This is a genomic window from Dyella sp. 2HG41-7 (genome assembly GCF_021390675.1).
Lineage (GTDB): Bacteria > Pseudomonadota > Gammaproteobacteria > Xanthomonadales > Rhodanobacteraceae > Dyella_B.
Genome location: NZ_JAJEJV010000004.1, coordinates 775,910 through 797,293, shown reverse-complemented (window position 1 = coordinate 797,293; position 21,384 = coordinate 775,910). Strand labels below are relative to the sequence as shown.

The following is a 21,384-nucleotide window of genomic DNA, read 5'->3' as shown; positions in this document are numbered from 1 at the left end:
TCAGTGTTCTCCCTGATTCCCGTTTTGCTGTTGCTGGGAACGCTGCTTAAGAATGGCTGCCCTGAGTTTTTGTAACCGCTCCGACTGCGCGTTGTTTGGCGGCGGTGGCGGCTCATTCGGACCGTGATGTAAAACTTCGCCGGGCGGCACCATGGGTATCGCTTGTTCACGCGATGCGTTTTCCGCTGGCGCTGGCGCCGATGAAGGCATCGCTTGTTGATCTATCGGAGCGCCCGCAGGCAGCTTCAGTTCCGTGCGACCAGTAGGTGATGCAAAGATCGCCGAGCGCGGCAACACCTGGATGAGCTTCCAATTGCCATCCGGCAACACCGCTCCCTCGCGCACGCTCACTTGCTGACTCGTATCGTCGGGCTTGGCGTTGGCCGGGCCGAGCAAAGCCATATGCAGTGTGGGCGTGAGAATGATGCCGGTCAGCTGCAGATCGCCCAGGCTAACACCTTCGGTCCCGCCGCCGCTGGTGACGATCGGCTTGCGGTCGGCGGCGAACAGGGGGTGATCCCACACCTTGGCGTAGGTCGGCAGCGGCGGCGGCACCGGCAAGGTCACCGCACGCGCGGTGGGCAGCGGCGGCGCAGGACGTGGTGGATCCCAGCTCACGCCGCGACCCGCGCCGAAAAGCAGGGACAAAAGCACGACGCCGAACCCGGCGACCACGATGCCGAGCATGGGGGTAAGACTGCGCTGCGCGGCGGCGTTCATTCGTCCTCGCCTCCCGGCGGCTGCCCATTCGGCGGCGGCGGCGCGCCGGGCGCGGCGTGCACATAACCAGCGAGCGTGAATTGCACTTCCAGCGGCGCGACGTTCTTTTGCGCATTCACCAGCGGATTGCGATACACGCTGAAATCCTGCACAAACAAGTACGGCTTGCCCTTTTCGAGCGTGTAAAGCAGGCCGATCAAAGGCTGCATATCGCAATGCAGGCTGATGCTCACCACCACTTTTTGATAGGGATCGTTCGGCGTGGCGCCCGGATTGTTGACCGGCATCTTCTGGCTGACTTCGCAGCTGCCTTCTTGCGCATGCGCAGCAGCGTCGTCGACCACCCGCTGCATCAACGCCGCGGAAGCGGCGTTCGGATCGCTTTCCGGTAGGAATGTGCTGCTGTCGGTCTGATTGCGACCGAGTTGCGCGATACGGTTTTCAAGCTGCGGTTTCTCCGCAATGGCGGCGGCATAGCGGCTTTGCGTGTCGCGCAGATCGTCCATTTGGCTATCGATGTCGCGCAGCGGCGCCACGAACCACCAATGCAGCAATAAGAAGTACGCCAGCACCAACACCAGCAACAGCAAACCGATGGCGGCGATGCGGCTTTCCGCGGGCTTCATGGGCCGGAGGTTCATGGCGATCCTCCCGCGCTACTGCTGGCGGCCGGTTTGCCCGTGGCGGGATTGCGCAATTGCGCGTCCATAAAGAATCGTTCTTTGTTGGTCGCTGGATCGCGCTGAATGACGCCTTGGAAATTCGCGCCGGTGAGCAACTTGCTGCTCTGCAGTACATCGATCAGCGACGCCGCTTTCGCGCTTTGCCCCTGCATGCCCACGCGGCCGGCGCTGTCGATGGTGAAGCGCTCCAGCCATGTGTCGTCGGGAATGCGCGCTGTGAGATCCTGCAGCACATCGACGATGGCGACGGAATCGGTTTTGCGTTTCGCAAGAAAACCCGACGCGCTGGTGCTGTCTTCCAATTGCTTGCGCAGCAGCGCGATTTTCTGGGCGTCGCCGCGCATATCGTCCACCTGCGTTTGCATGGCGGTCAGCGCTTCCTGGCGATTGTGCAGCCATTGCCCCAGGCACAGCACGATCAACAACGCTGCGGCGGCGGCCAATGCGAGATTGAGGCGCCGGCGCGGATCGCGATGCGGGCGCGCCATCTCCGGCGGCAACAGGTTCACGCCCAGTCGCGCGTCGCCCTTGCACAGATCCACCGCGTCGATCGCGATGCCGGCGTTGCGCAGATGTTCCAGCTTCGCATCCACCACGGCGCGCGGCGCGACTACCAGTTCGGCGGCGATGCGGCCGACCGGCGCAGCACCGGGTACTTCGCGCAAGTCGTAGTACACCTGATCGACGCGGAACGGCGTTTGCCGATCCATTTCGAACGCGCCGATCTGACGCAAGTTGTCGCGTGCCGCTTCGGGCAACAACAAACGTTTGTGCAAGATGGCTTCTTGTGACAAGCACAACGCGAGCCGCAGATCCTGACGATCTACATCGGCGACCGCGGCATTCAACAAGCCTTGCTGTTCGGGCGCTTCGAGCGCATCGCTCCAAGGTGCGGAAATTTGCGCCTGACCGCTGCGCCGCACGTACCATTGCCCTTCGTGGTGATGCAGCAGGCACCACACGTTGCCGCCGCTAAAAAAGGATTGCCAGCGCACGGGCAACAGATTGCGCAATTCGCCGCCCCACCAGGCGAAGAACGCCGGCAACGGCGATCCGCGCCAGGCACGGCGTGCGCGATCAAGCTGCGGTCGCAGTGTCTGCGTCGCGGAATTCACTCCTCATCTCCCTCTTGCCAGCGCAACACCGCAAAAGCCTGCGCACCAGGCCTGAATCCCTGCAAGCGAACCGTGGTGCGCAAGACCGCGCGCGTTCCATCGGCGAGTATCGCTTCCGAGCGGATACTATGCGTGATGCCGTTGTTGGCGACCAGCCCCGGGGCGGCATTCGCCCCCGCGTTGGCCGGACGTGCGGCAATGATCGCCGCCGCATGTTGCAGGTCCATGCCAGGCGCCGAGGCCAAGGCGATCAGCGGCGCGGTGTTCGGATCGGGACTGGATCGGCCCGACCAGATCGTGACGTAGGGCGCGACTTTTGCGTACATCTCAGGGGTGACGCCCAGCACCATCTGCAGTTCTTCCACGCTGGCGAACGGACCGCTGCGCGGCGCGTAGTCGCGACCCGCCGCCGCGTAGGCAGCCTTGCGTTGCGTAGTTTGCTGGGGCGTCAACGAAAAGCTGCGCCAATCGATAATCGCCTGCGCGATGGCGCTGGCGTGTCCCGGATCGACGCCGACATTGCGAAACAAATTGGTGAGCACGTCGGGCGTGGCCGAATTCAAATCCACCTTGCCGCTTTCCGAGGTGATCGACACGCCGACTTTGGCCTGGTCAAACAGCATCGGATACACGCGACCGTCGGCGATCCACCGATCGTTGACGTTGGGGGACTGCAACGCGTAGACCGCGCGCATCAGTCCCGCCTCCGCCGCATAGTGAGCCTGGGCTTGCTGGAATTGATAATTCGCCTGCAATCCTTCGGTACGCGCCAAAGCCGCGTAACCGCCCAGCAAAATCGCCAGCAACGTACACGCCCACATCACCACCAGCAGACCCACGCCGCGCTGATTGCGTCGACCGATGCGCATCATGGCCCGGCTCCCGGACCACGCAGGCCGCGCAAAAGATTGCCGGGTCCTTGCATCGCCGCAGCATTGACGCGCAGCGGCACGCTCAACAGCGGCCAACGACGATCGTGCGGCAACGCCAGATTGATGGTGACCAGATTCGGCATCGTGCCTGAGGATTTCCACGTACTTTGCCAATCCGTCGGCCGGCCCATCTGATCGACGCCGCGATAACTGAAACCGCCGTCGATAACGTGATCCATCAATACCTGCGGATCACCTAACGGTTTGACCGCGCTGCCATCCGGCGGCAGCACCGCCAGACTCGCCACCAACTGCTTGCCGTGCTCGCCCTTGATCAGCTTCAGCTCGACCATTTGCGGCCCCATCCGTCCCAGATAACCGGGCAATGGCGCGACAAAACGCATGGTTTCGGCGCTACCGTCGAAGAAGATGACATTGCCGTTGTCGTCATGCTCCAACGGTTGCGCCATCGCTTGCGCCAACTCACGACGCAGAAATTCCTGTGCGGAACGCACTTCGTCGAGTTGCTCGATCTTCACCTCGCCGGCCTGCACGGTATGCGTGGCCGAACGCACACCCGAATACACGCCGAGCAACAACAACGCGAGCAGCGCCATCGCGCCGAGCACTTCGAGCAGCGTAAAGCCGTGGACATACTTCGTGCGAGCGCTTCCCCGCATGCGAGAACGATGATGCGTGGAGCGAATGAAACGCTTCATGGCCCGCTACCGCTGCCCATGCGCAGCGTACTGAAACGCGCGGTGTGCTCGAACGGCGCCTCTCCCCACATCACGTCGAGATCGAGCTTGAACATATGAAACGCATACTGCGTTGTCGGCGGCGGCACGCCGGGCGCCACCCACGGCGTGACTTGCAAACGCCAGCGGTACGTATCGTCAAACTTGCCTTGCGTCGTACCTGCCTGCACGGGCTCCAGCACGAATTGGGAATCGAGCTTCGAGCGCGCCCACAACGCAGCATGGGTGTAATCGGATGCTTTTTGCGACAGCCTTATCGAGCCGCCCGCCACTTCCATCAGCGCGCCGAACGCGATCGCCAGCAGCATGATGGCGGCGATCATTTCCAGCAGACTGAAACCGCGCGCGTGGCGAGGCGACGCGTTCACGAGTGCGTACCCGTGTCGAAAATATTGATGGCGCCGGTCAGCCACGACACGTTGACGTGCCACTCGCGCTGCCCGCTGCGTAAAGTGATGCGCCCACCCGTGGAACTGCCGTCGGGAAAGAAACGAATGCGAGCCGTATCGCCGCGCGATTGATCGCTCGCGGCGCTGGTGATCGAGAGATCCAACCCTTTCGGCAAATGCACATCGCGCCTATCGGCGCCGCGATACGTCGCATCGCGTGTATCGAGCTCGAAGACGCTTTGCTGCTGATGCACGATCGCTTGCGTGCGCGTGGCGCGGAGCGATGCGGCGAGTTCGCTGGCCGCCGCGTTGATGCGCGCACTCGCCAGGCCATGCGCCACAGAAATCGAAACCGCCGCCGCGGCGATGCCGATCAGGATGATGACCGCGAGCATTTCCAGCAAGGTGAAACCTCGCGCACCTTTCACTCCCCCTCCCCTCTGAGGAGAGGGTCGGGGTGAGGGGCCAAGGCTTGCCGTAAATCCCATAAAAACGCGCGTAGAACCACTCTCATCGCAAGAGCGGCCCCTCACCCTAACCCTCTCCCCAGAGGGGAGAGGGAACGGGGCGCGCGCATTCGTCATTGCCAGTTACCTACATCCGCGTCGTAACCGTCGCCACCAGGCTTACCGTCACGGCCGTAAAAGATCAAATCGTAGTTCCCGTGCTCGCCGGGGTGCTTGTAGCCAAAGTCGTGCCCCCACGGATCTTTGAGCTGCGACGGCTTTACATAAGGCCCTTGCCAATTGGTCGCATTCGCCGGTTTGGAAACGAGATCCTCCAACTGCGCGGGCGCCGAACCGTTGTCGAGCGCATACGCGTCGATTGCCTGGCTCAAAGTGGTGAGCTGCGCCTTGCCGGCGCCGAACTTGCCCTTGTCCACACTGCTGCCAACCTGTCGCACCACGATGGCGCCGACGATGCCGATCAGCACGATCACCGCCAGCATTTCCAGCAAGGTGAAGCCGGCGTTGCGATACGGTCCACGCAGCTGCCGGGTTCGAGGATATCTGTACTGCATAGGTTGGTTTCTCCGTGTCGAAGCGTGAACTGAAAAGCTATGAATTCGGACAGCGCCGATCATTGAATGTTGCTGGTAAGACTGAGCAGCGGCAGCAGGATGGCCGCCATGATGATGGCGACGAACCCCGTCATTACGATGGTCAACGCGGGCACCAGCGCGGCCAGCAGGCGATCGATCGAACGCCGGCTTTCCAGCTCGAACGTATCGGCCACTTTCAGCAGCATAGTGTCGAGCTGACCGGCCTCTTCGCCCACCTGCACCATTTGAATGGCCAGGCGCGGAAAGCGTTGTGATTGCCCGAGCGCCAGACTCAAACCGTTGCCGCCTTTGACCATGTCGGTGGCCTGGACCAGCGATTCATCCAGGGCGCGATTGGACGTCACCATGCGCGCGATGCCCAACGCCGACAGCAGCGGCACGCCGTTCTTCACTAAGGTGCCCAGCGTGCGCGCCAGCCGCGCGGTTTCCACTTTCAAAACCAGCGGGCCGACCAGTCGGAGTTTTAAGAGACGTTCGTGCCACGCCAAACGCAACGCCGGATCGCGCATGCGCGCGCGCCACACCAGCACGCCGCCGACGATCAACACCAGGATCAACCACCACCAATCCTGCAGTGTGGTGCCGACCGCCAGCACGACGCGGGTGATCCACGGAATCGGCACCTGCATATCCTGAAAAATCGGCACGAACTGCGGCACGACATAGGTAAGCAGCAAGAGCAGCGAACCCAGCACGCCGACCATCAAAAACGCCGGATAGATCAGCGCGTTGATAATGCTGCCGCGCAGTTGCTGCGAGCGTTCGAGATAATCGGCGAGACGGCGCAGGGTATCTTCCAGCGAACCGCCCACTTCGCCCGCGCGCACCAGCGCGATATAGAGCTTGGGAAATACGCCGTGCTCTTCGTCCATCGCCTGCGACAACGGTGTGCCGCCACGCACGCGATCGCGCACGCGTTCGATCAGTTTTTTCGCGTGCTCGCCTTCGGGCAAATCCATCAAGATGCCGAGCGCGCGATCGAGCGGTTGACCCGCGCCCAATAGCGTCGCGAGCTGATGCGTGAACTGCGCGAGCTGATCGCCGCTGAAAGGACCACGCTTAAAGAAGCCGGCGAATCCGCCGCTTGCGCCGCCTGCATCGGCGGGCTTGGCTTCGAGCGGCGTGTGACCTTGATCCTGCAGGCGCACGATCACTTCGTCGAGGCTCGCGGCCTCCATATGTCCTTGCACGATTTCGCCGGAGGCGCTGACGGCGCGGTAGCGGAACTGGCTCATATAAAGACCAGCTCTTCGCGTTCGCCTCCTCTCCCCTTTGGGGAGAGGATTGAGGTGAGGGGCGTGTCTTGCGTCGACGCCACATCGACGTGGGCTCCGATGATGATCGGACGCGAGAATGACCCCTCACTCCAGCCCTCTCCCCGGAGGGAAGAGGGCGAAGAAGTGCATTTAACCCTCCTGCGTAACACGCAACACCTCCTCGATGGTGGTGATGCCCGCCACGGCCTTGGCGATACCGTCCTCATACATCGTACGCATACCTTCGGCGCGCGCTTGACGTTCGATTTCACTGGCGTCGGCACGTTGCATCACTAGGCGGCGCAGCGAATCGCTCATCACCAGAAATTCCATGATGGCGCGACGGCCGCGATACCCGGTGGGATTGGACGCGCTGCTGCCCGGCTTCCACAAGCGAATGGGACGTTCGTCGGTGTATTTCTCCAGCTCGAATTGCTGGACGACTTCCGGCGGCGCTTCATACGGAATCGCGGTTTCCGCATCGAGTCGACGCACCAGGCGCTGCGCAAGAATACCGTTAACGGTGGAGCCAAGCAGATAATCTTCCACGCCCATATCGAGCAAGCGCGTCACGCCGCCCGACGCGCTGTTGGTATGCAGCGTGGACAACACCAAGTGACCGGTCAGCGCGGATTGGATGGCGATGCGGCAGGTTTCCAGATCGCGCATTTCGCCGATCATGATCACATCCGGATCCTGACGCATGATCGAGCGCAGTGCGTTGGCGAAATCCAGCCCGATTTGCGGCTTCACCTGAATTTGGTTGATGCCTTCGAGCTGATACTCCACCGGATCTTCGACGGTGATGATCTTGACGCCCGGCGTGTTGATCTTCGACAACGCGGTGTACAACGTGGTGGTTTTACCCGAGCCGGTAGGACCGGTGACCAGCAGAATGCCGTGCGGACGCTCCAGCACGTCGACGAAACGCTTCTGGAAGTGGTTGGTGAATCCCAACGATTCGAAATCGAACACCACCGTTTCGCGATCGAGAATACGCATCACCACCGATTCGCCGAAACTGGTGGGGACGGTGGAAACGCGAAGATCCAGCTCTTTGCCTTGCACGCGCAATTGAATGCGTCCGTCCTGCGGCAAGCGACGCTCGGCGATATTGAGTTTCGCCATGATCTTCACGCGGCTGATTACGGCGGCGGTGGAACTGGACGGCGGCGCTTCCACTTCGTGCAACACGCCGTCGATGCGATAGCGCACCTTGAGGCGATTTTCGAACGGCTCGATATGCACGTCGGACGCGCGCTGCTCGACCGCACGCTGGAGGATCAGATTGACAAGACGAATCACCGGCGCTTCGGACGCCAGATCGCGCAGATGCTCCACATCGTCTTCTTCGGCCGCGCTGCCATCGAGGTTTTCCACAATGGCGCCCATCGCGGAACGACCTTGTCCGTAATAACGTTCGATCAAATCATCGATTTCTGACCGAAGGCCGATGCACAACGCCACCGGCTTACCGGAAGCCAGCTGCACCGCATGCAATGGATAGGAGTCGGCCGGGTCCGCCACCATCAATGCGAGACCGTCGTCGCCAAGGCGCACCGGCACCACATGTTGCTGCTTGAGAAAACGGATAGACACATCGAGATCGGCCGGCGGCATATCCGGCGCATCGCGCGCCGCCAATAGCGGCGCTTGCAAGCGCTCGGCCCAGGCTTCGGCAAGATCACGCTCGGAGACCAATCCAAGTCGGGCGAGCAGCGCCGTCAGCGTGCCCTCGGGAGCTTCTTCGTGCAGGCGCTTGGCGCGCGCCAGATCGTTGTCTTTCAGGCGCCCACGCGCGACCAGCAGTGCGCACACTGCCGATTCGTGGTCTTCCGTGCCTTTTACCGTCCCGAAGGACGCCGGCTTCAACGCTGCCGACATATTCCACCCCGTTGGTCGTTATGGAATTTCAGGCCCCCGGCGTCCCCACGCGTCGAATGGCGAATCCCATTCGTAACACATCCACAAAGTGGCTGGCGAGCCTTGCTTTGGAGCCGCGATCGTGCACCGGGGCGTTCGTTCATGCTGCAACGCGCGAAGAAGCAGCAAAAACGCGACGCCTTGACGGCTTATGGGACAATGGAAACTCAAAAAGGGTTCTGCATGCAGCTTATCGATATTGGGGCCAACCTCACCCACGAATCTTTTCAGCACGACTTTCAGGCGGTGCTGGAGCGCGCATTGGCGCATGGCGTGAATCAAATGATCGTCACGGGGGCGTCACATACCGGTAGCGATCACGCGCTCGAGCTTGCCCGTTCGCATCCCGGCAAGCTCTACGCCACGGCGGGCGTACATCCGCATCACGCCGTCGACTACAACGACCACACCGACGCGCACCTGCGCAACCTCGCGCATGCGCCGGAAGTTCGCGCCGTCGGCGAAACCGGCCTGGACTATCACCGCAATTATTCGCCGCGCGATGCGCAGCTCACCGTGTTCGAGCGGCAATTGCAGATTGCGGTGGACGTGGGCAAGCCGCTTTTTTTGCATCAGCGCGATGCGCATCACGATTTCCTCGACCTGCTCAAACGCTATCGCGACAAAGTACCCGCCGTGGTGGTGCATTGCTTTACCGATACGCGCGAAGCCTTGCTTGACTATCTCGCCCTGGATTGCCATATCGGCATCACCGGCTGGATCTGCGACGAACGACGCGGCACGCATCTGCGCGAATTCGTGCGCGAGATTCCGGCGAACCGCCTGATGATTGAAACGGATGCGCCGTATCTCCTGCCGCGCACCGTGCGTCCGCAGCCGAGCCATCGACGGAACGAACCGATGTATTTGAGGCATATTTGCGAGGAAATCGCGCGGGATCGTGGCGAGCCGGTGGAAGTGACGGCGGCGAACAGCGCAGCGGCGACGAAGGCATTCTTTGGGTTGTAATGTTTCCAAGACATTGCAAGCGTTTGTATCGTGCCTCACGTCATTCCGGCGAAGGCCGGAATCCAGTGAAACACGTTGTGCGAAGCACTCATTACAGAACGCTTCGTGTACTTCGCACGGGATTTTTGACTGGATTCCGGCCTTCGCCGGAATGACATTGTCGCTAGAGCGCGCGCATCTCGCCTGGTTTTAATCCATCCAACGCATGGTTGCCGATGCTCACACGTATCAGGCGCAAGGTCGGAAACCCCACAGCGGCAGTCATCCTGCGCACTTGCCGATTGCGCCCTTCGCGCAACGTGATCGTCAACCAGCTGGTGGGAATGTTTTTGCGAAATCGCACGGGCGGATCGCGCGGCCACAGCCATGACGGTTCTTGCGCGTGCTCGGCCATGGCCGGCAAGGTCGGACCATCGTTCAATGTCACGCCGCGTCGTAGCGCTTGCAGCGCTTCATCAGTCAATGCACCGTCCACTTGCACCAAGTAGGTTTTCGGTTGCTTGTGTTTGGGATCAGTCAAACGATGTGCGAGGCCGCCATCGTCGGTGAGCAGCAACAAACCTTCGCTGTCGTGATCGAGGCGCCCGGCGGGATAGACGTCTTTCTGCCGCACGAAGTCCGCCAACGTGGGACGTCCATCGTTGGTCGTGAACTGGCACAGCACACCGAACGGTTTGTTCAGCGCAATAAGCATGATGGGTTTCGTTCAAACCCTCTCCCATTTGGAAGAGGGTTCGCCCCGATCAATGCGTCGTCGCGCTCGACGACGATGCGGCAGGCGTAGCCGCTTTCTTTGTGCCGGCTTTGACAAAGCGCAACGTCATACGATCCGATTCACCGATGGCCAGGTACTTGTCGCGATCCTGATCGCCCAGCGTCAGCGTCGGCGGCAAGGTCCACACGCCTTTGGCGTAATTTTTGGTGTCTTTCGGATTGGCGTTGATCTCGCTTTGCTCATCCAACTTGAAACCGGCGTCGGTGGCCAGCTTGATCACGTAGTCGGTCGGAAGGTAACCACTGCTCTTGACCGCGTCGAAGCTGGCGCCGGGCGCCGCGCGATGATCCTCGACGCCAAGCGTGCCGCCGGGTTTCAACACGGCATAAAACGCCTTGAAATACGCTTCGGCCGTACCCGCTTCCGCCCAGTTATGCACGTTGCGGAACGTCAGCACCATGTCCGCCGAGCCGGGCGGGCCGAACACGGGCGTCTTAGGATTGAAAACCACGATGCTGGCCTTGCCGTACTCGGCGGGATCGGCTTTGAACTTGTCGCGCAGAACATCCGCGTTCTGCCGATCCTCGGAACCGTTGCCGCCCGGAACCGCCGCAATGTAATGACCGTTGTCGCGCAACAACGGCGCGAGGATTTCGGTGTACCAACCGGCGGCCGGCGTAATTTCGATCACCGTTTCGTCGGGCTGCAAGCCAAAGAATTGCAACGTGCCTTTCGGATGACGGTAAACGTCGCGCGCCTTGTTGTGCGCGGAGCGCCACGAACCGGCGATCACCGCATCCAACTGGCCCGCGGTGAAATCGCTGGCGCTGGTCGGCGGCACCAGATCGCCCGAAGGCTGATCCTGCCCGGCCTGCTGCGCGTGAGCCGCACCGGCAAGCAACAACGCAACGGATAATCCGAAGGCGAATCTGATCTTCATGGCTACTCCCGAGTGTACGCGCGGCAACGTGCCGCCAGCGTCGTGCAGCGACGGGATCTATTTTACGATTAGTTTACGACTGCCGCACAGTCATTAGGGTCTGTTCGCACTATTTGCGTGGCCCGCGCCGGGATCTGTTTGCGCGCCAGCCAAGGAAGAGCGAGGGAGTGTACGTCCGTACACGACTGAGCGATGACGCCGAATGGCGGGCAAACAGACCCGGCCCTTCGGGTTGTCGATGAGTGGCCGCCATGCGGCAGCGCGCGGCTTGACTTGACAGCCAGTCAAGCCGGCGCCACGCACTACCACCTGTCGGCCACTCATCGACAACGCGGGCCACGCAAATAGTGCGAACAGACCCTCAGACGGCCAAAGTCGGCAAAAACCTACCTTGGCCGTCAAAAATATTCCTGCCGAACGCTAGAACGGTCTCGGACACACCGACTGCAGGCCGTCGATATGCTCGTGCAAGTCCGGCGCAATGCCCTGCCACATCGGGTCGAGAATGAAATCGATGCCTTCGTAGCGCGCCAACTTCGCCGCCGGAATGAAATCGGCGTCGCCGGCGACCAATACGATCTGATCCACCTGCTTCTTGTAGGCCAGCGCAGCAATGTCGATGCCGATCTTCATATCGACCTGGGTCTGGCGCATATCCGGCTCGAAGTGCTCGTCGGTAAGGTCTTCCCAATAAAGAGATTCGTCGCGCAGCTGCTGATAAGCCTGATGTTTGAGCTTCCATTCGCCGCGATCGGTGAGCCGCCCCAAGCGCAGCGCCATCTTGCGTTGGCGACGCAACTGATCGTGCAGATCGCGACGAAAACCTGCGGCGCCGGTGCGGGAAAAATCGATGCTCTCGCCGCTTACCGGTTTGATCAGCACTTTTTCCAGCGGCGGGCAGTCGTAAAAGAAAATGCGATACAGCGCTTCGCGCGGACGATCCAAGGCTTTGAGGTGTTCGAGCGCCATGCCGAAAACGGTTTTGGCGACCGTGCGGGCGTCGTTGACATCGCGATCGCTCCACACTTTTCGGTAGCGGGCAAGGAAGAAAGCGCCGTCAATGAGGATGGCGGTACTCGGCATAGAAAATCCTTATGACTTGCCAATAAAACAGGATGCAGTGCCAATCAATAATGTTCGGCGATCAGCAGTTTACGCCAACGATATCAACACAGTAACCATTCAGATCGGGTGATTTTATACGTCGTCACGACGGTATTTTGCTTGGCTATACTCATCCATAACTTCCAGGGGATGCCGTATATGAAGCGATGGATGTTGGGAACGTTGTGCTTGCTGTTGGCGTGCACAGCGTGGGCAGGACGCAGTGCGAACGCGGTACGCAAGCTCTCTGAAGCGAGCATGTTGGTGACGGGCTGGATCGAAGTCATGCCAGACGGCACCGTACATCAGTACACGGTCGATCACCCGGAGAAGCTTCCTTCCGTCGTGGTCGACTTGATGCAGAAGGCTGCGCCGAACTGGAAGTTCCATCTCAACGACAACATCAACGCGATTCACCGCGCCCGCATGAATGTGCGCATCGTCGCCAAACGCATCGACGACACCCACGATTCGATCAGCATCGCCAGCGCCAGCTTCGGTGAGCCGAACGCGACGCCAACCGATCAGGTCAGCTTCAAAGACCGGCCATTGCCAATCTACCCGCCCGAAGCCATTCAATATCGCGTGGAGGGTACGGTCTATTTATTCTTGCGCGTCGGCAAACAGGGGCAGGTCGAGGATGTTGCGGCCGAGCAAGTGAACTTGGATGAATACGGTGACGAAAACCAAATGGAGCATTTCCGACACATGCTTGGCAGCGCCGCGGTAAACGCCGCCAAGAAGTGGACGTACCATCTCCCGAGCACGGGCAAGCACGTCAGCGATCCGTACTGGTACGTCCGCGTCCCGGTTAATTTCGGCCTCATCGACCGATCGCACCCGTCGAACAAAGACACATACGGTCAATGGGAACCCTACATTCCCGGCCCGCGTGTATCGATTCCCTGGGCGAAGCAAGATGCGAAAGCGTCCCCGTCCTCCGACGCTATCCCGCCGGGCAGCATCTCCGCGGCCGAACCTTCCCTGCAATTGATGAGCGAACTCGGCGGCACTTGAGTTCTTCTCAGGCCGCAGCCTCATCGCGTCGAGGCTGTGGCATGTCGCGGCAATACGCTGCCGCTTCGTCATGCAGCCAAGTGCGAAACGTAGCCATGCCGCGATGGTCTTCCGAGCGCAGCGGATACACCAGAAAATACGCCTCGGGCACCGGCAAATAGCGATCGCCGAGCACCACCAGCCGCCCCGCATCGATCAACGATTTGGACGTCACCATGCGTCCCAACGCGACGCCCAATCCTTCCAGCGCCGCCTGACGCAACGCATCGACCGTATCCACATGCGCGACGTAGCGCCGCGGCGGCTCACCACCGTAATGCGCGAACCAATCGACCCAGCGATTGTTGCGATTGGGGTCGCCGATCAACGGCCAGTTCGAAAGATCGAGCGGATCTTTGTCGGCCATGCGAGCCACCAATTCGGGCGCCGCCACCGGCGCAATCCATTCGCCGAACAGGTATTCGCTGCGCAGACCTTCCCACTCGCCTTTGCCGTAACGCACGGCGGCGTCCACGGCTTCGAGGTCGAAATTCACCAGCGCCGTGGTGGATTGCAGATTGAACTCCAGCTCCGGATGCGCCGAAAGCAAGTCCGGTAATCGCGGCATCAACCAACTGGAAATAATGCCGGGGCTGGCGCTCAAGGTCAGCGCATCGTGGCGGCGTTCGCGATAGCGCGACAACGCGTGTTCGATGCCGTCGAAATGTTCGCCGACGGATTCCAACAGGCTGCAGCCTTCCACCGTCAACGTCACGCCGCGCGGACCGCGTTCGAACAAACGGCGCTCCAGCCGCTCTTCCAGTTGGCGCATTTGATGGCTCAACGCGCTTACCGTGAGATTGGCCTGTTCGGCAGCGCGCGAAAGATTGCCCAACCGCGCCACCTGCACGAACTGATGCAATAGACCGAGCGGCACCCGACTCATGTTGAATAATCCTCAAATCTGGCTTGTGAATATATCGCTTTTTCCTGTAACCCCAGCCCATTACCTTGAGCACACCCACCCCAAACGTGGAACCGTTTGCCATGCGCTCGCCATGGATCGATCTGCTGTTCCTTCACGGCCACGTCACGCCCGCCCAGTTGGCCTGGCGACCCGATGCGCCGGCTTGCGACTGCAAGCAACCGTCCGTCGAGGTGGATGTCGCCGAGCTTCCATTGCACCCTCGCCCGAAAAACGAGCGCGCTTGCTGCGCTTGATTCCTGCACACGCACACCCAACTCGGTAAGGTTATCGGGTCATCGCACGATGACGCGCCCGCCAGCCTTCCCGAGGATTTGTTCATGCAATTGCGCCAACTTGGCCGCTCCGCGCTTTCCGTCGCTCCGCTCGCCTTCGGCGGCAATGTGTTTGGATGGAGCGTGGACGAACAGCGCTCGTTCGAATTGCTCGATGCCTTCGTCGACGCCGGTTTCAATCTGATCGATACGGCGGACGTCTATTCGGCGTGGGCGCCGGGCAATCGGGGCGGCGAATCGGAAACCATCATCGGCAAATGGCTCAAGCGCAGCGGCAAGCGCAACCAAGTGCTGATCGCCACCAAGGTCGCCAAGTGGGTCGAACACCGCGGCCTGTCGCCGATGAACATCCGCCAGGCCGTGGAAGGATCGCTCAAGCGCCTGCAGACCGACACCATCGATCTTTATCAGGCGCACGAAGACGATGCCACCGTGCCGCTGAGCGAAACGCTGGGTGCGTTCGCCACCTTGATCGAAGAAGGCAAAGTGCGTGTGATCGGCGCTTCGAATTACGGCGTCGACCGTTTTGCCGAAGCGCTGAACATGTCGAAGCAACACAACCTACCCCGCTACGAAAGTTTGCAGCCCGAGTACAACCTGATGAGCCGCCCGGGTTACGAGCGAGAGCTGGAACCGCTGGTTCGCGAAGAAAGCATCGGCGTTATCAACTATTACGCGCTCGCCAGCGGATTTCTCAGCGGCAAATATCGAAGCGACGCCGATCTGGCCAAGAGCAGCGCGCGCGGCGGCGCGGTGAAAAAATATCTCACGCCGCAAGGCTTGAAGGTGCTGGCCGCGCTGGACGATATCGCCGCATCGCATAAGGCGACGCCATCGCAGGTTGCGCTCGCGTGGCTGATGGCTCGTCCCGGCATCACGGCGCCCATCGCCAGCGCCACGTCGGTGGACCAATTGCGCGAGCTGATCGGCGCCGCATCGCTTTCGCTCTCGCCCAGCGACATCGATGCGCTGGATAAAGCCAGCGCCTAACGACGTCGGGATTTCATCGCCGCCTCGTAGGCGGCGTTGATTTCTTTGGTCTTGGCCTCGGCCATCCTGCGAATGTCTTCGCCCATCTGCGCGACTTTGTCCGGATGGTATTGGCTGATCTTCAACCGATAAGCGCGGTCGATCTCCGCCTGGTCGGCGTTTTCGGGCACGCCTAGCGTTTCGAACCACGCGGGACCGCGCGGCTCCGCCGATTCCCAGTTCCGCTCCCACGTCTGTTGGCGCGGCGAATCGCTTTGCGGGCGCTCATTGCGCGGCGCGCTTTTGTCTACCGTTGGAGACAGGTAATTGCTGACCAGGCGATAGCCGAACAGCAAGCCGGCAGCAATAACGATGATGTCGACGGCGGTCATCGGCACAATGCCTCGAAGTCGTTCAAATACGCGGACAACGCCAAGAACTGCGCATCGCCGGGCTCGATAAATCCAAGGCTGATCTCGATCCGCTGACGCAGAACGGCCGCCAGCTGCTTGACGGCGGCCTCGGGCAGCAAGGATGTTGCGGCAACACGCAGATCGATATTCAACGACTGACGCAAACCGATCTTGCGCACGATGTTCAACGCGAATGGCGCGCACAACAATGCATCCAGCGCCACGGCCGCCACGGCGCGGCGCGTGAGATTCAACGCCTTTCGGTAACGGTAGACCTGCATCAGGATCGCCACGATAACCGTGTAGACCGACGCGATCCATGCCAACAGCAGCTTGGGATCGTGCGACACCAGCAACACGTACGGCAGCCCCACGACAAACAAGGTCAACAGCAGCCACATCCAATACGACATCGCCGAAAGCGCAATGCGTACGCGCGCAATGCGCAAAGGTTTTCCGCCTTCGACCGGCTGCCCTCTTTCCGACCAGCTCATACGAAAAAGCGGTTGATGCGGGCAAAGCGGCGACGGCAGAAACACATGCCGCCCCGCGAGCACGAGACTCGATCCTGCCGAAACGCCGTAACCGCGACGCTTGCCGACCAGCACGATCTCGTTGTGGAACAGCAGCAGCGCGGAGTCGTAGAGATACAACGCTACGACTCCGCCCAGCAACATCCACCCGTCGTGCAACGTCATGGCGTCTGCTGTTTTTTCTTGAAAAGATTTTTGAACCACGCGCCCATCGCGACAAATGCGGCTAACACGAATTTCCACGCCGCCACGAGAAATCCACCAATCACGGTGAACAAACCTTTCTTCGCCGCAACGGCCAATGCGCCGCCGGTGATCAACGCCGCCAGACCGTATTCGGCCACGTGATCGCCCGGGCGATAGTCCGCGTAATTTTCGCCCTGAGCGTACTGGAAGCCGGGCAAGGTACTTTTGAAATCGCCGATGGCTGCGGTGAGTTTTTCCGGCGGTGTCACCACCACGACATCCATCACACCGTGCCTGCCGAGCAGACGCGCGTTGTAGTTGACGATCTGGTGATGCGACGGCACGTCCTCGGCGAGGATCGACCACGTCAGCGATTTAATTTGCGCGTCGTATTCCGGCTGAGCCTTCCATCCAATGATATTGAGCTCGCCCCATCCGCGCGATTTGCGCTCTTTATTGCTTTGCTCCGTACCGTCGCGGTACGACTGAAGAATCGCATCCGGATCGAGCTTTTCGTCATCCCTGACGTAACCGATATCTTCGTACGAGAAAAACGCCACCCAGTCGAGGTTCTTGGGTGCGAGCGTGTACTCGTCCGCATCCGTGGGCGGATTATGAAAAATTTCATTGAGCGAACGTGTGCCGGGCGCATCCAGGAACGCGTAACCATCCGGCACATTCAGCGTCGCGTGACTGCCGACTTTGACGGTCGTCGGCCCCATCTGCCACGGCAACGATGCGATCGGACTTTTGCCTTCTTGACCCTGCTCGCCCTGTGCGGCGACCGCGCTGCCAAACAACAACATCAGCGCCATCAGCGCCGAAACGAATCGCTTCATTTCCTTCCCCTTAGCCGAGTGATTCCGTACACCCCAAAACAACTCTAGCAGGGTGGTTGGAACACGTGTCGATTCGGTCGACTTATCGATCCCACTCGTCGGGCGCCTGGACGGAATAGCCCTGGGCTTTCAGCCTCGCCAGAACCCCTTCCGAATCCAACACTTGCCCCATCGGCAATATCGCGAAGGTTTGATTGTTGAGGGCAAGGGCGGCTCTCGCCGCATCGAGCCATGCCTGGTCGATGCGCTCGGGAAGATCGTGCAGCCCAAGTTGCTGCGCAAAATCGGCGTTGACGACAGCGATGATGCACGACTCGTGGCGGCCGTTTACGGCAAAGCTGCGCAAGGCCTGGATATCGCCGGTCGACCACGCATTGGCGCGTTGCGCGAGCGTACCCATGTCGTTCTGCACCGTATCCATGGTTTGGTTGAGGCAACTGATGTCGTGCAGGTTGGTCTGCTTGATCGTGTCCAGCGCATCGCGCGGATGCGCCACCACCAGCGTGTATGTCACTGGTACGCGTTTGACATCGTGTCGGTCCGCCATCTTGCGTACGGCTTTGTTGATATCGCTGCCGTTGGTGAGTCCCGCCTTGTCCAAGGCTTTTTCATAGAGCTTCTGCGCAACCAGGATGGGACGCCAATACTCGATGCCGCGACTGTCGCCGAAATACGGCTGCTTCAGCGTCTCCCAGCGCGCGTACATCTCCGGCGGCAGAATCTGCTGCAGGTTCTCGCCGTTGGGATTTTTGCGTGCGCCGTAGGCGGAAGGAATCAGCGCAAGTTTGCTGATAAAGTTCGCGTCGATTTTCAATTCCGCGGTCGGCGCTTCGAGCAACTCCTGCGAATGCGCCACGGCCTGCTCCACTTCCGTCGAACGCCATTCCATCTTCTTCGGCAACGGCGTCAGCGTGCCGAGCACCCACATCACATGGCCGTCCTTGCTCACCTTCCATAAACCAGGTCCCGGCTGTACGCCCGTTACCACCACGGTCGACAAAACGCGCGCCTGCGCGGGAGACGAAGAAGCAGAACTGCTCGCCGCAGGAGGAGTCGATTGCGACCACGCCGTCGCGGAGAAAACGACGGCCAACAATCCAATGGCCAAGGAAACACGCATGAGATGGTTCCTGGTTCGCTGGGGAGACAAGCAGTTCTGGCGGATTCTAGCGGCACGTTGTGTCGAACGTGTACTCATCCATATGGCACACGGCACGCGGACAAAAAAACGGGGCCTGTAGGCCCCGTTTTTCGCACATCGATGATGTTTACAGTGCGGCAAGCGCGTTGTTAAACGTCTCGCTCGGCCGCATCGCTCGGCTCACGAGCGCGAGGTCGGGATGGTAATACCCGTGGATATCCACCGCTTTACCTTGCGCACCGTTGAGCTCGCCGACGATCTTCGCTTCGTTGTCGGTGAGCGTTTTGGCGAGCGGCGCGAACTTCGCTTTCAACGCGGCATCGTCGTTCTGCTCGGCCAACGCTTGCGCCCAGTACATGGCCAGATAGAAATGGCTGCCGCGATTGTCCAGCTCGCCCACTTTGCGCGCCGGCGATTTGTTGCTGTCGAGGAACTTGCCGTTAGCCTGATCCAGCGTCTTGGCCAGCACCGCCGCGGCCTTGTTGTTGTAGCGATTGCCCAGATGTTCCAACGACGCCGCCATCGCCAGGAATTCACCCAGCGAATCCCAGCGCAGATAGTTCTCTTCCAGGAACTGTTGCACGTGCTTGGGTGCGGAGCCACCCGCGCCCGTTTCGAACAGACCGCCACCAGCCATCAACGGCACGATGGAAAGCATCTTCGCGCTGGTGCCCAGCTCCATGATCGGGAACAGGTCGGTGAGGTAATCGCGCAGTACATTGCCAGTTACCGAAATGGTGTCCTGGCCTTTGCGAATGCGTTCCAGCGAGAACGTGGTGGCGTCGACCGGCGACAGCGTGCGGATGTCCAAACCGCTGATGTCGTGGTCCTTCAGATAACGTTCCACCTTCTTGATGATCTGCGCGTCGTGCGCACGATGCTTGTCGAGCCAGAACACGGCAGGCGTGTTGCTAAGGCGGGCGCGCGTGACCGCGAGTTTCACCCAATCCTGCACCGGCGCGTCCTTGGTCTGGCACATGCGCCAGATGTCGCCGGCTTCGACGTTGTGTTCGAGCAGCGTCTTGCCGTTCGCGTCGGTGACGCGCACCACGCCGTCGGCGGTGATGTGGAACGTTTTGTCGTGTGAACCGTATTCCTCGGCGGCCTGCGCCATCAGGCCCACATTGGGCACGCTGCCCATCGTGGTGGGGTCGTACGCGCCGCTCGCTTTGCAATCGTCGATAACGGCTTGATACACGCCGGCGTAGCAGCGGTCCGGGATCACCGCCTTGGTGTCTTGCAGTTTTCCTTCGGCGTTCCACATTTTGCCGGAGTCGCGAATCATCGCCGGCATGGAGGCATCAATGATCACGTCGCTAGGCACGTGCAGATTGGTGATGCCCTTGTCGGAATTCACCATCGCCAGCGCCGGACGCTTGGCGTATTCGGCCTCGACATCCGCCTTGATCTTCGCCTGCAGATCGTCGGACAACGAACCGATGCGCGCATACAGATCGCCGATACCGTTGTTCGGATTGAAGCCGATGCTCTTGAGCGTATCGGCGTGCTTGGTCAGCACGTCTTTATAAAACTCGGTAACGACGTCGCCGAACATGATGGGATCGGAGACCTTCATCATCGTGGCCTTCAGATGCAGCGAGAACAGCACGCCCTGTTTCTTGGCGTCCTCGATCTGCGCGTCGACGAAGCTGGCGAGCGCTTTCTTGCTCATCAGTGCGGCGTCGATAATTTCGCCGGCCGTGATATTGGTCTTTTCTTTCAGCACAGCGGTGGTGCCGTCTTTGCCGACCCATTCGATCTTGGCGACCGTAGCCTGCTCGACCACGGCGGATTTTTCGCTGCCGTAGAAGTCGCCGCCGTCCATATGCGCGACGTGGGTCTTCGAATCCTTGCTCCACGCGCCCATCTTGTGCGGATGCTTGCGCGCATAATTTTTCACCGACAGCGGCGCGCGGCGGTCGGAATTGCCTTCGCGCAGCACCGGATTCACCGCGCTGCCCTTCACCTTGTCGTAGCGCGCGCGGATGTTCCAGTCGCTCACGTCTTTGGGATCTTCCGGATATTCCGGCAAGGCATACCCTTGAGATTGCAGCTCCTTGATCGCGGCCTTCAGCTGCGGCATCGAGGCGCTGATATTGGGTAGCTTGATGATGTTGGCGTCCGGCGTGGTGGCCAGCTCGCCCAGTTCGGTAAGGTCGTCGGAAACTTTTTGCTCGTCTTTCAGAATGTCCGGGAATTGCGCCAGGATGCGGCCCGCCAGCGAGATGTCGCGCGTTTCCACCTGGATGCCCGCCGTGGCGGTATAGGCTTTGATGATCGGCAGCAGGGACTGCGTGGCGAGGTACGGAGCTTCATCCGTCAGCGTGTAGATGATCTTGGGCGTCTGGGACATGGGTCGGGCAACCTCTTTGGCTACGGCACGGTGCGAAAGGGAAACGCCGCTAGACCTCAGGGCGGGACAGGCGGCGCGCCCCACGCTAGTGGCGTCGGATCCGCCGAAATCAAGCCTTCGGAAGGCTTGGGGAATCCGGAAAAGCTCCCCATTGTCGCGTTTTCGAGGGGCGCGCGAAAGCCACAGC

22 protein-coding genes are annotated in these 21,384 nt (G+C 60.6%); 3 read left to right on the top strand and 19 right to left on the bottom strand.

The genetic code is table 11. The annotated features are described in order from the left end of the window. The 10 genes from L0U79_RS05020 to gspE form a co-directional block, all read right to left on the bottom strand. The gene (locus L0U79_RS05020; RefSeq protein WP_233840784.1) at positions 1-720 is read right to left on the bottom strand and encodes a general secretion pathway protein GspN; all 720 of its coding nucleotides are present in this window, start codon (positions 718-720) and stop codon (positions 1-3) included. After that, positions 717-1,361 (bottom strand): type II secretion system protein GspM, encoded by a 645-nt coding sequence (gene gspM, locus L0U79_RS05015; protein WP_233840783.1) that lies wholly within the window; start codon positions 1,359-1,361, stop codon positions 717-719. Before gspM ends, L0U79_RS05020 begins: the two co-directional genes overlap by 4 nt. Then, on the bottom strand, positions 1,358-2,518 hold the full coding sequence (locus L0U79_RS05010; protein WP_233840782.1) for a PilN domain-containing protein: 1,161 nt from the start codon (positions 2,516-2,518) through the stop codon (positions 1,358-1,360). The genes gspM and L0U79_RS05010 overlap by 4 nt, the downstream gene beginning before the upstream one ends. Further along, a complete protein-coding gene (locus L0U79_RS05005) occupies positions 2,515-3,390 on the bottom strand; it encodes a type II secretion system protein GspK (protein ID WP_233840781.1) in 876 nt (291 codons plus the stop codon). Before L0U79_RS05005 ends, L0U79_RS05010 begins: the two co-directional genes overlap by 4 nt. Next, positions 3,387-4,109, bottom strand: a complete 723-nt coding sequence (locus tag L0U79_RS05000) for a prepilin-type N-terminal cleavage/methylation domain-containing protein (protein WP_233840780.1) — start codon at positions 4,107-4,109, stop codon at positions 3,387-3,389. Before L0U79_RS05000 ends, L0U79_RS05005 begins: the two co-directional genes overlap by 4 nt. Further along, positions 4,106-4,516, bottom strand: a complete 411-nt coding sequence (locus tag L0U79_RS04995) for a type II secretion system protein (protein WP_233840779.1) — start codon at positions 4,514-4,516, stop codon at positions 4,106-4,108. Before L0U79_RS04995 ends, L0U79_RS05000 begins: the two co-directional genes overlap by 4 nt. Beyond that, on the bottom strand, positions 4,513-4,965 hold the full coding sequence (locus tag L0U79_RS04990; RefSeq protein WP_345778418.1) for a GspH/FimT family pseudopilin: 453 nt from the start codon (positions 4,963-4,965) through the stop codon (positions 4,513-4,515). Before L0U79_RS04990 ends, L0U79_RS04995 begins: the two co-directional genes overlap by 4 nt. Before the next feature lie 152 nt (positions 4,966-5,117). Next, positions 5,118-5,558, bottom strand: coding sequence for a type II secretion system major pseudopilin GspG (gene gspG, locus L0U79_RS04985; protein ID WP_233840778.1), 441 nt, complete (start codon positions 5,556-5,558; stop codon positions 5,118-5,120). Between the two features lie 59 nt (positions 5,559-5,617). Then, positions 5,618-6,835: a type II secretion system inner membrane protein GspF gene (gspF, locus tag L0U79_RS04980; protein WP_233840777.1), complete on the bottom strand. Its 1,218-nt coding sequence runs from the start codon at positions 6,833-6,835 to the stop codon at positions 5,618-5,620. Positions 6,836-7,006: 171 nt separating this feature from the next. Beyond that, positions 7,007-8,740, bottom strand: a complete 1,734-nt coding sequence (gene gspE, locus L0U79_RS04975) for a type II secretion system ATPase GspE (protein ID WP_233840776.1) — start codon at positions 8,738-8,740, stop codon at positions 7,007-7,009. Between the two features lie 222 nt (positions 8,741-8,962). On the opposite strand from gspE, the gene L0U79_RS04970 reads away from it, so the two are divergent. Then, a complete protein-coding gene (locus tag L0U79_RS04970) occupies positions 8,963-9,748 on the top strand; it encodes a TatD family hydrolase (protein ID WP_233840775.1) in 786 nt (261 codons plus the stop codon). Between the two features lie 163 nt (positions 9,749-9,911). Here the strand turns inward: L0U79_RS04970 and L0U79_RS04965 are convergent, their stop codons facing one another. From L0U79_RS04965 to L0U79_RS04955, 3 genes are all read right to left on the bottom strand, one after another. Continuing rightward, a complete protein-coding gene (locus L0U79_RS04965; RefSeq protein WP_233840774.1) occupies positions 9,912-10,442 on the bottom strand; it encodes a pseudouridine synthase in 531 nt (176 codons plus the stop codon). Positions 10,443-10,491: 49 nt separating this feature from the next. After that, the gene (locus L0U79_RS04960) at positions 10,492-11,403 is read right to left on the bottom strand and encodes a methyltransferase (protein ID WP_233840773.1); all 912 of its coding nucleotides are present in this window, start codon (positions 11,401-11,403) and stop codon (positions 10,492-10,494) included. 420 nt (positions 11,404-11,823) lie between these two features. After that, the gene (locus tag L0U79_RS04955) at positions 11,824-12,486 is read right to left on the bottom strand and encodes an NYN domain-containing protein (protein WP_233840772.1); all 663 of its coding nucleotides are present in this window, start codon (positions 12,484-12,486) and stop codon (positions 11,824-11,826) included. Positions 12,487-12,666: 180 nt separating this feature from the next. On the opposite strand from L0U79_RS04955, the gene L0U79_RS04950 reads away from it, so the two are divergent. After that, complete coding sequence (locus L0U79_RS04950; RefSeq protein WP_233840771.1) at positions 12,667-13,524, top strand: energy transducer TonB; 858 nt, start codon at positions 12,667-12,669, stop codon at positions 13,522-13,524. A 7-nt stretch (positions 13,525-13,531) separates the two neighbouring features. On the opposite strand, the gene L0U79_RS04945 is transcribed toward L0U79_RS04950, so the two are convergent. Then, a complete protein-coding gene (locus L0U79_RS04945; protein ID WP_233840770.1) occupies positions 13,532-14,449 on the bottom strand; it encodes a LysR substrate-binding domain-containing protein in 918 nt (305 codons plus the stop codon). Positions 14,450-14,808: 359 nt separating this feature from the next. Here L0U79_RS04945 and L0U79_RS04940 point away from each other — a divergent pair, with 359 nt between their 5' ends. Further along, positions 14,809-15,753: an aldo/keto reductase gene (locus L0U79_RS04940; protein WP_233840769.1), complete on the top strand. Its 945-nt coding sequence runs from the start codon at positions 14,809-14,811 to the stop codon at positions 15,751-15,753. Here L0U79_RS04940 and L0U79_RS04935 read toward each other — a convergent pair. From L0U79_RS04935 to L0U79_RS04915, 5 genes are all read right to left on the bottom strand, one after another. Then, the gene (locus L0U79_RS04935) at positions 15,750-16,124 is read right to left on the bottom strand and encodes a DnaJ domain-containing protein (protein ID WP_233840768.1); all 375 of its coding nucleotides are present in this window, start codon (positions 16,122-16,124) and stop codon (positions 15,750-15,752) included. The genes L0U79_RS04940 and L0U79_RS04935 overlap by 4 nt on opposite strands. Beyond that, complete coding sequence (locus L0U79_RS04930) at positions 16,121-16,843, bottom strand: hypothetical protein (protein ID WP_233840767.1); 723 nt, start codon at positions 16,841-16,843, stop codon at positions 16,121-16,123. Before L0U79_RS04930 ends, L0U79_RS04935 begins: the two co-directional genes overlap by 4 nt. Continuing rightward, complete coding sequence (locus L0U79_RS04925) at positions 16,840-17,703, bottom strand: DUF2167 domain-containing protein (RefSeq protein ID WP_233840766.1); 864 nt, start codon at positions 17,701-17,703, stop codon at positions 16,840-16,842. Before L0U79_RS04925 ends, L0U79_RS04930 begins: the two co-directional genes overlap by 4 nt. Before the next feature lie 82 nt (positions 17,704-17,785). Beyond that, positions 17,786-18,823, bottom strand: a complete 1,038-nt coding sequence (locus L0U79_RS04920; protein WP_233840765.1) for a TraB/GumN family protein — start codon at positions 18,821-18,823, stop codon at positions 17,786-17,788. Between the two features lie 148 nt (positions 18,824-18,971). Beyond that, entirely contained in the window at positions 18,972-21,197 is a 2,226-nt protein-coding gene (locus tag L0U79_RS04915) for an NADP-dependent isocitrate dehydrogenase (RefSeq protein ID WP_233840764.1), read from the bottom strand. Positions 21,198-21,384 lie beyond the last annotated feature (187 nt).

Bases quoted from the DNA above. Each gene is read 5' to 3' on its own strand.
- L0U79_RS05020 (WP_233840784.1), bottom strand. From the start codon at position 720: ATGAACGCCGCCGCGCAGCGCAGTCTTACCCCCATGCTCGGCATCGTG.
- gspM (WP_233840783.1), bottom strand. From the start codon at position 1,361: ATGAACCTCCGGCCCATGAAGCCCGCGGAAAGCCGCATCGCCGCCATC.
- L0U79_RS05005 (WP_233840781.1), bottom strand. From the start codon at position 3,390: ATGATGCGCATCGGTCGACGCAATCAGCGCGGCGTGGGTCTGCTGGTG.
- L0U79_RS05000 (WP_233840780.1), bottom strand. From the start codon at position 4,109: ATGAAGCGTTTCATTCGCTCCACGCATCATCGTTCTCGCATGCGGGGA.
- gspG (WP_233840778.1), bottom strand. From the start codon at position 5,558: ATGCAGTACAGATATCCTCGAACCCGGCAGCTGCGTGGACCGTATCGC.
- gspF (WP_233840777.1), bottom strand. From the start codon at position 6,835: ATGAGCCAGTTCCGCTACCGCGCCGTCAGCGCCTCCGGCGAAATCGTG.
- gspE (WP_233840776.1), bottom strand. From the start codon at position 8,740: ATGTCGGCAGCGTTGAAGCCGGCGTCCTTCGGGACGGTAAAAGGCACG.
- L0U79_RS04970 (WP_233840775.1), top strand. From the start codon at position 8,963: ATGCAGCTTATCGATATTGGGGCCAACCTCACCCACGAATCTTTTCAG.
- L0U79_RS04965 (WP_233840774.1), bottom strand. From the start codon at position 10,442: ATGCTTATTGCGCTGAACAAACCGTTCGGTGTGCTGTGCCAGTTCACG.
- L0U79_RS04960 (WP_233840773.1), bottom strand. From the start codon at position 11,403: ATGAAGATCAGATTCGCCTTCGGATTATCCGTTGCGTTGTTGCTTGCC.
- L0U79_RS04955 (WP_233840772.1), bottom strand. From the start codon at position 12,486: ATGCCGAGTACCGCCATCCTCATTGACGGCGCTTTCTTCCTTGCCCGC.
- L0U79_RS04950 (WP_233840771.1), top strand. From the start codon at position 12,667: ATGAAGCGATGGATGTTGGGAACGTTGTGCTTGCTGTTGGCGTGCACA.
- L0U79_RS04945 (WP_233840770.1), bottom strand. From the start codon at position 14,449: ATGAGTCGGGTGCCGCTCGGTCTATTGCATCAGTTCGTGCAGGTGGCG.
- L0U79_RS04940 (WP_233840769.1), top strand. From the start codon at position 14,809: ATGCAATTGCGCCAACTTGGCCGCTCCGCGCTTTCCGTCGCTCCGCTC.
- L0U79_RS04935 (WP_233840768.1), bottom strand. From the start codon at position 16,124: ATGACCGCCGTCGACATCATCGTTATTGCTGCCGGCTTGCTGTTCGGC.
- L0U79_RS04930 (WP_233840767.1), bottom strand. From the start codon at position 16,843: ATGACGTTGCACGACGGGTGGATGTTGCTGGGCGGAGTCGTAGCGTTG.
- L0U79_RS04925 (WP_233840766.1), bottom strand. From the start codon at position 17,703: ATGAAGCGATTCGTTTCGGCGCTGATGGCGCTGATGTTGTTGTTTGGC.
- L0U79_RS04920 (WP_233840765.1), bottom strand. From the start codon at position 18,823: ATGCGTGTTTCCTTGGCCATTGGATTGTTGGCCGTCGTTTTCTCCGCG.
- L0U79_RS04915 (WP_233840764.1), bottom strand. From the start codon at position 21,197: ATGTCCCAGACGCCCAAGATCATCTACACGCTGACGGATGAAGCTCCG.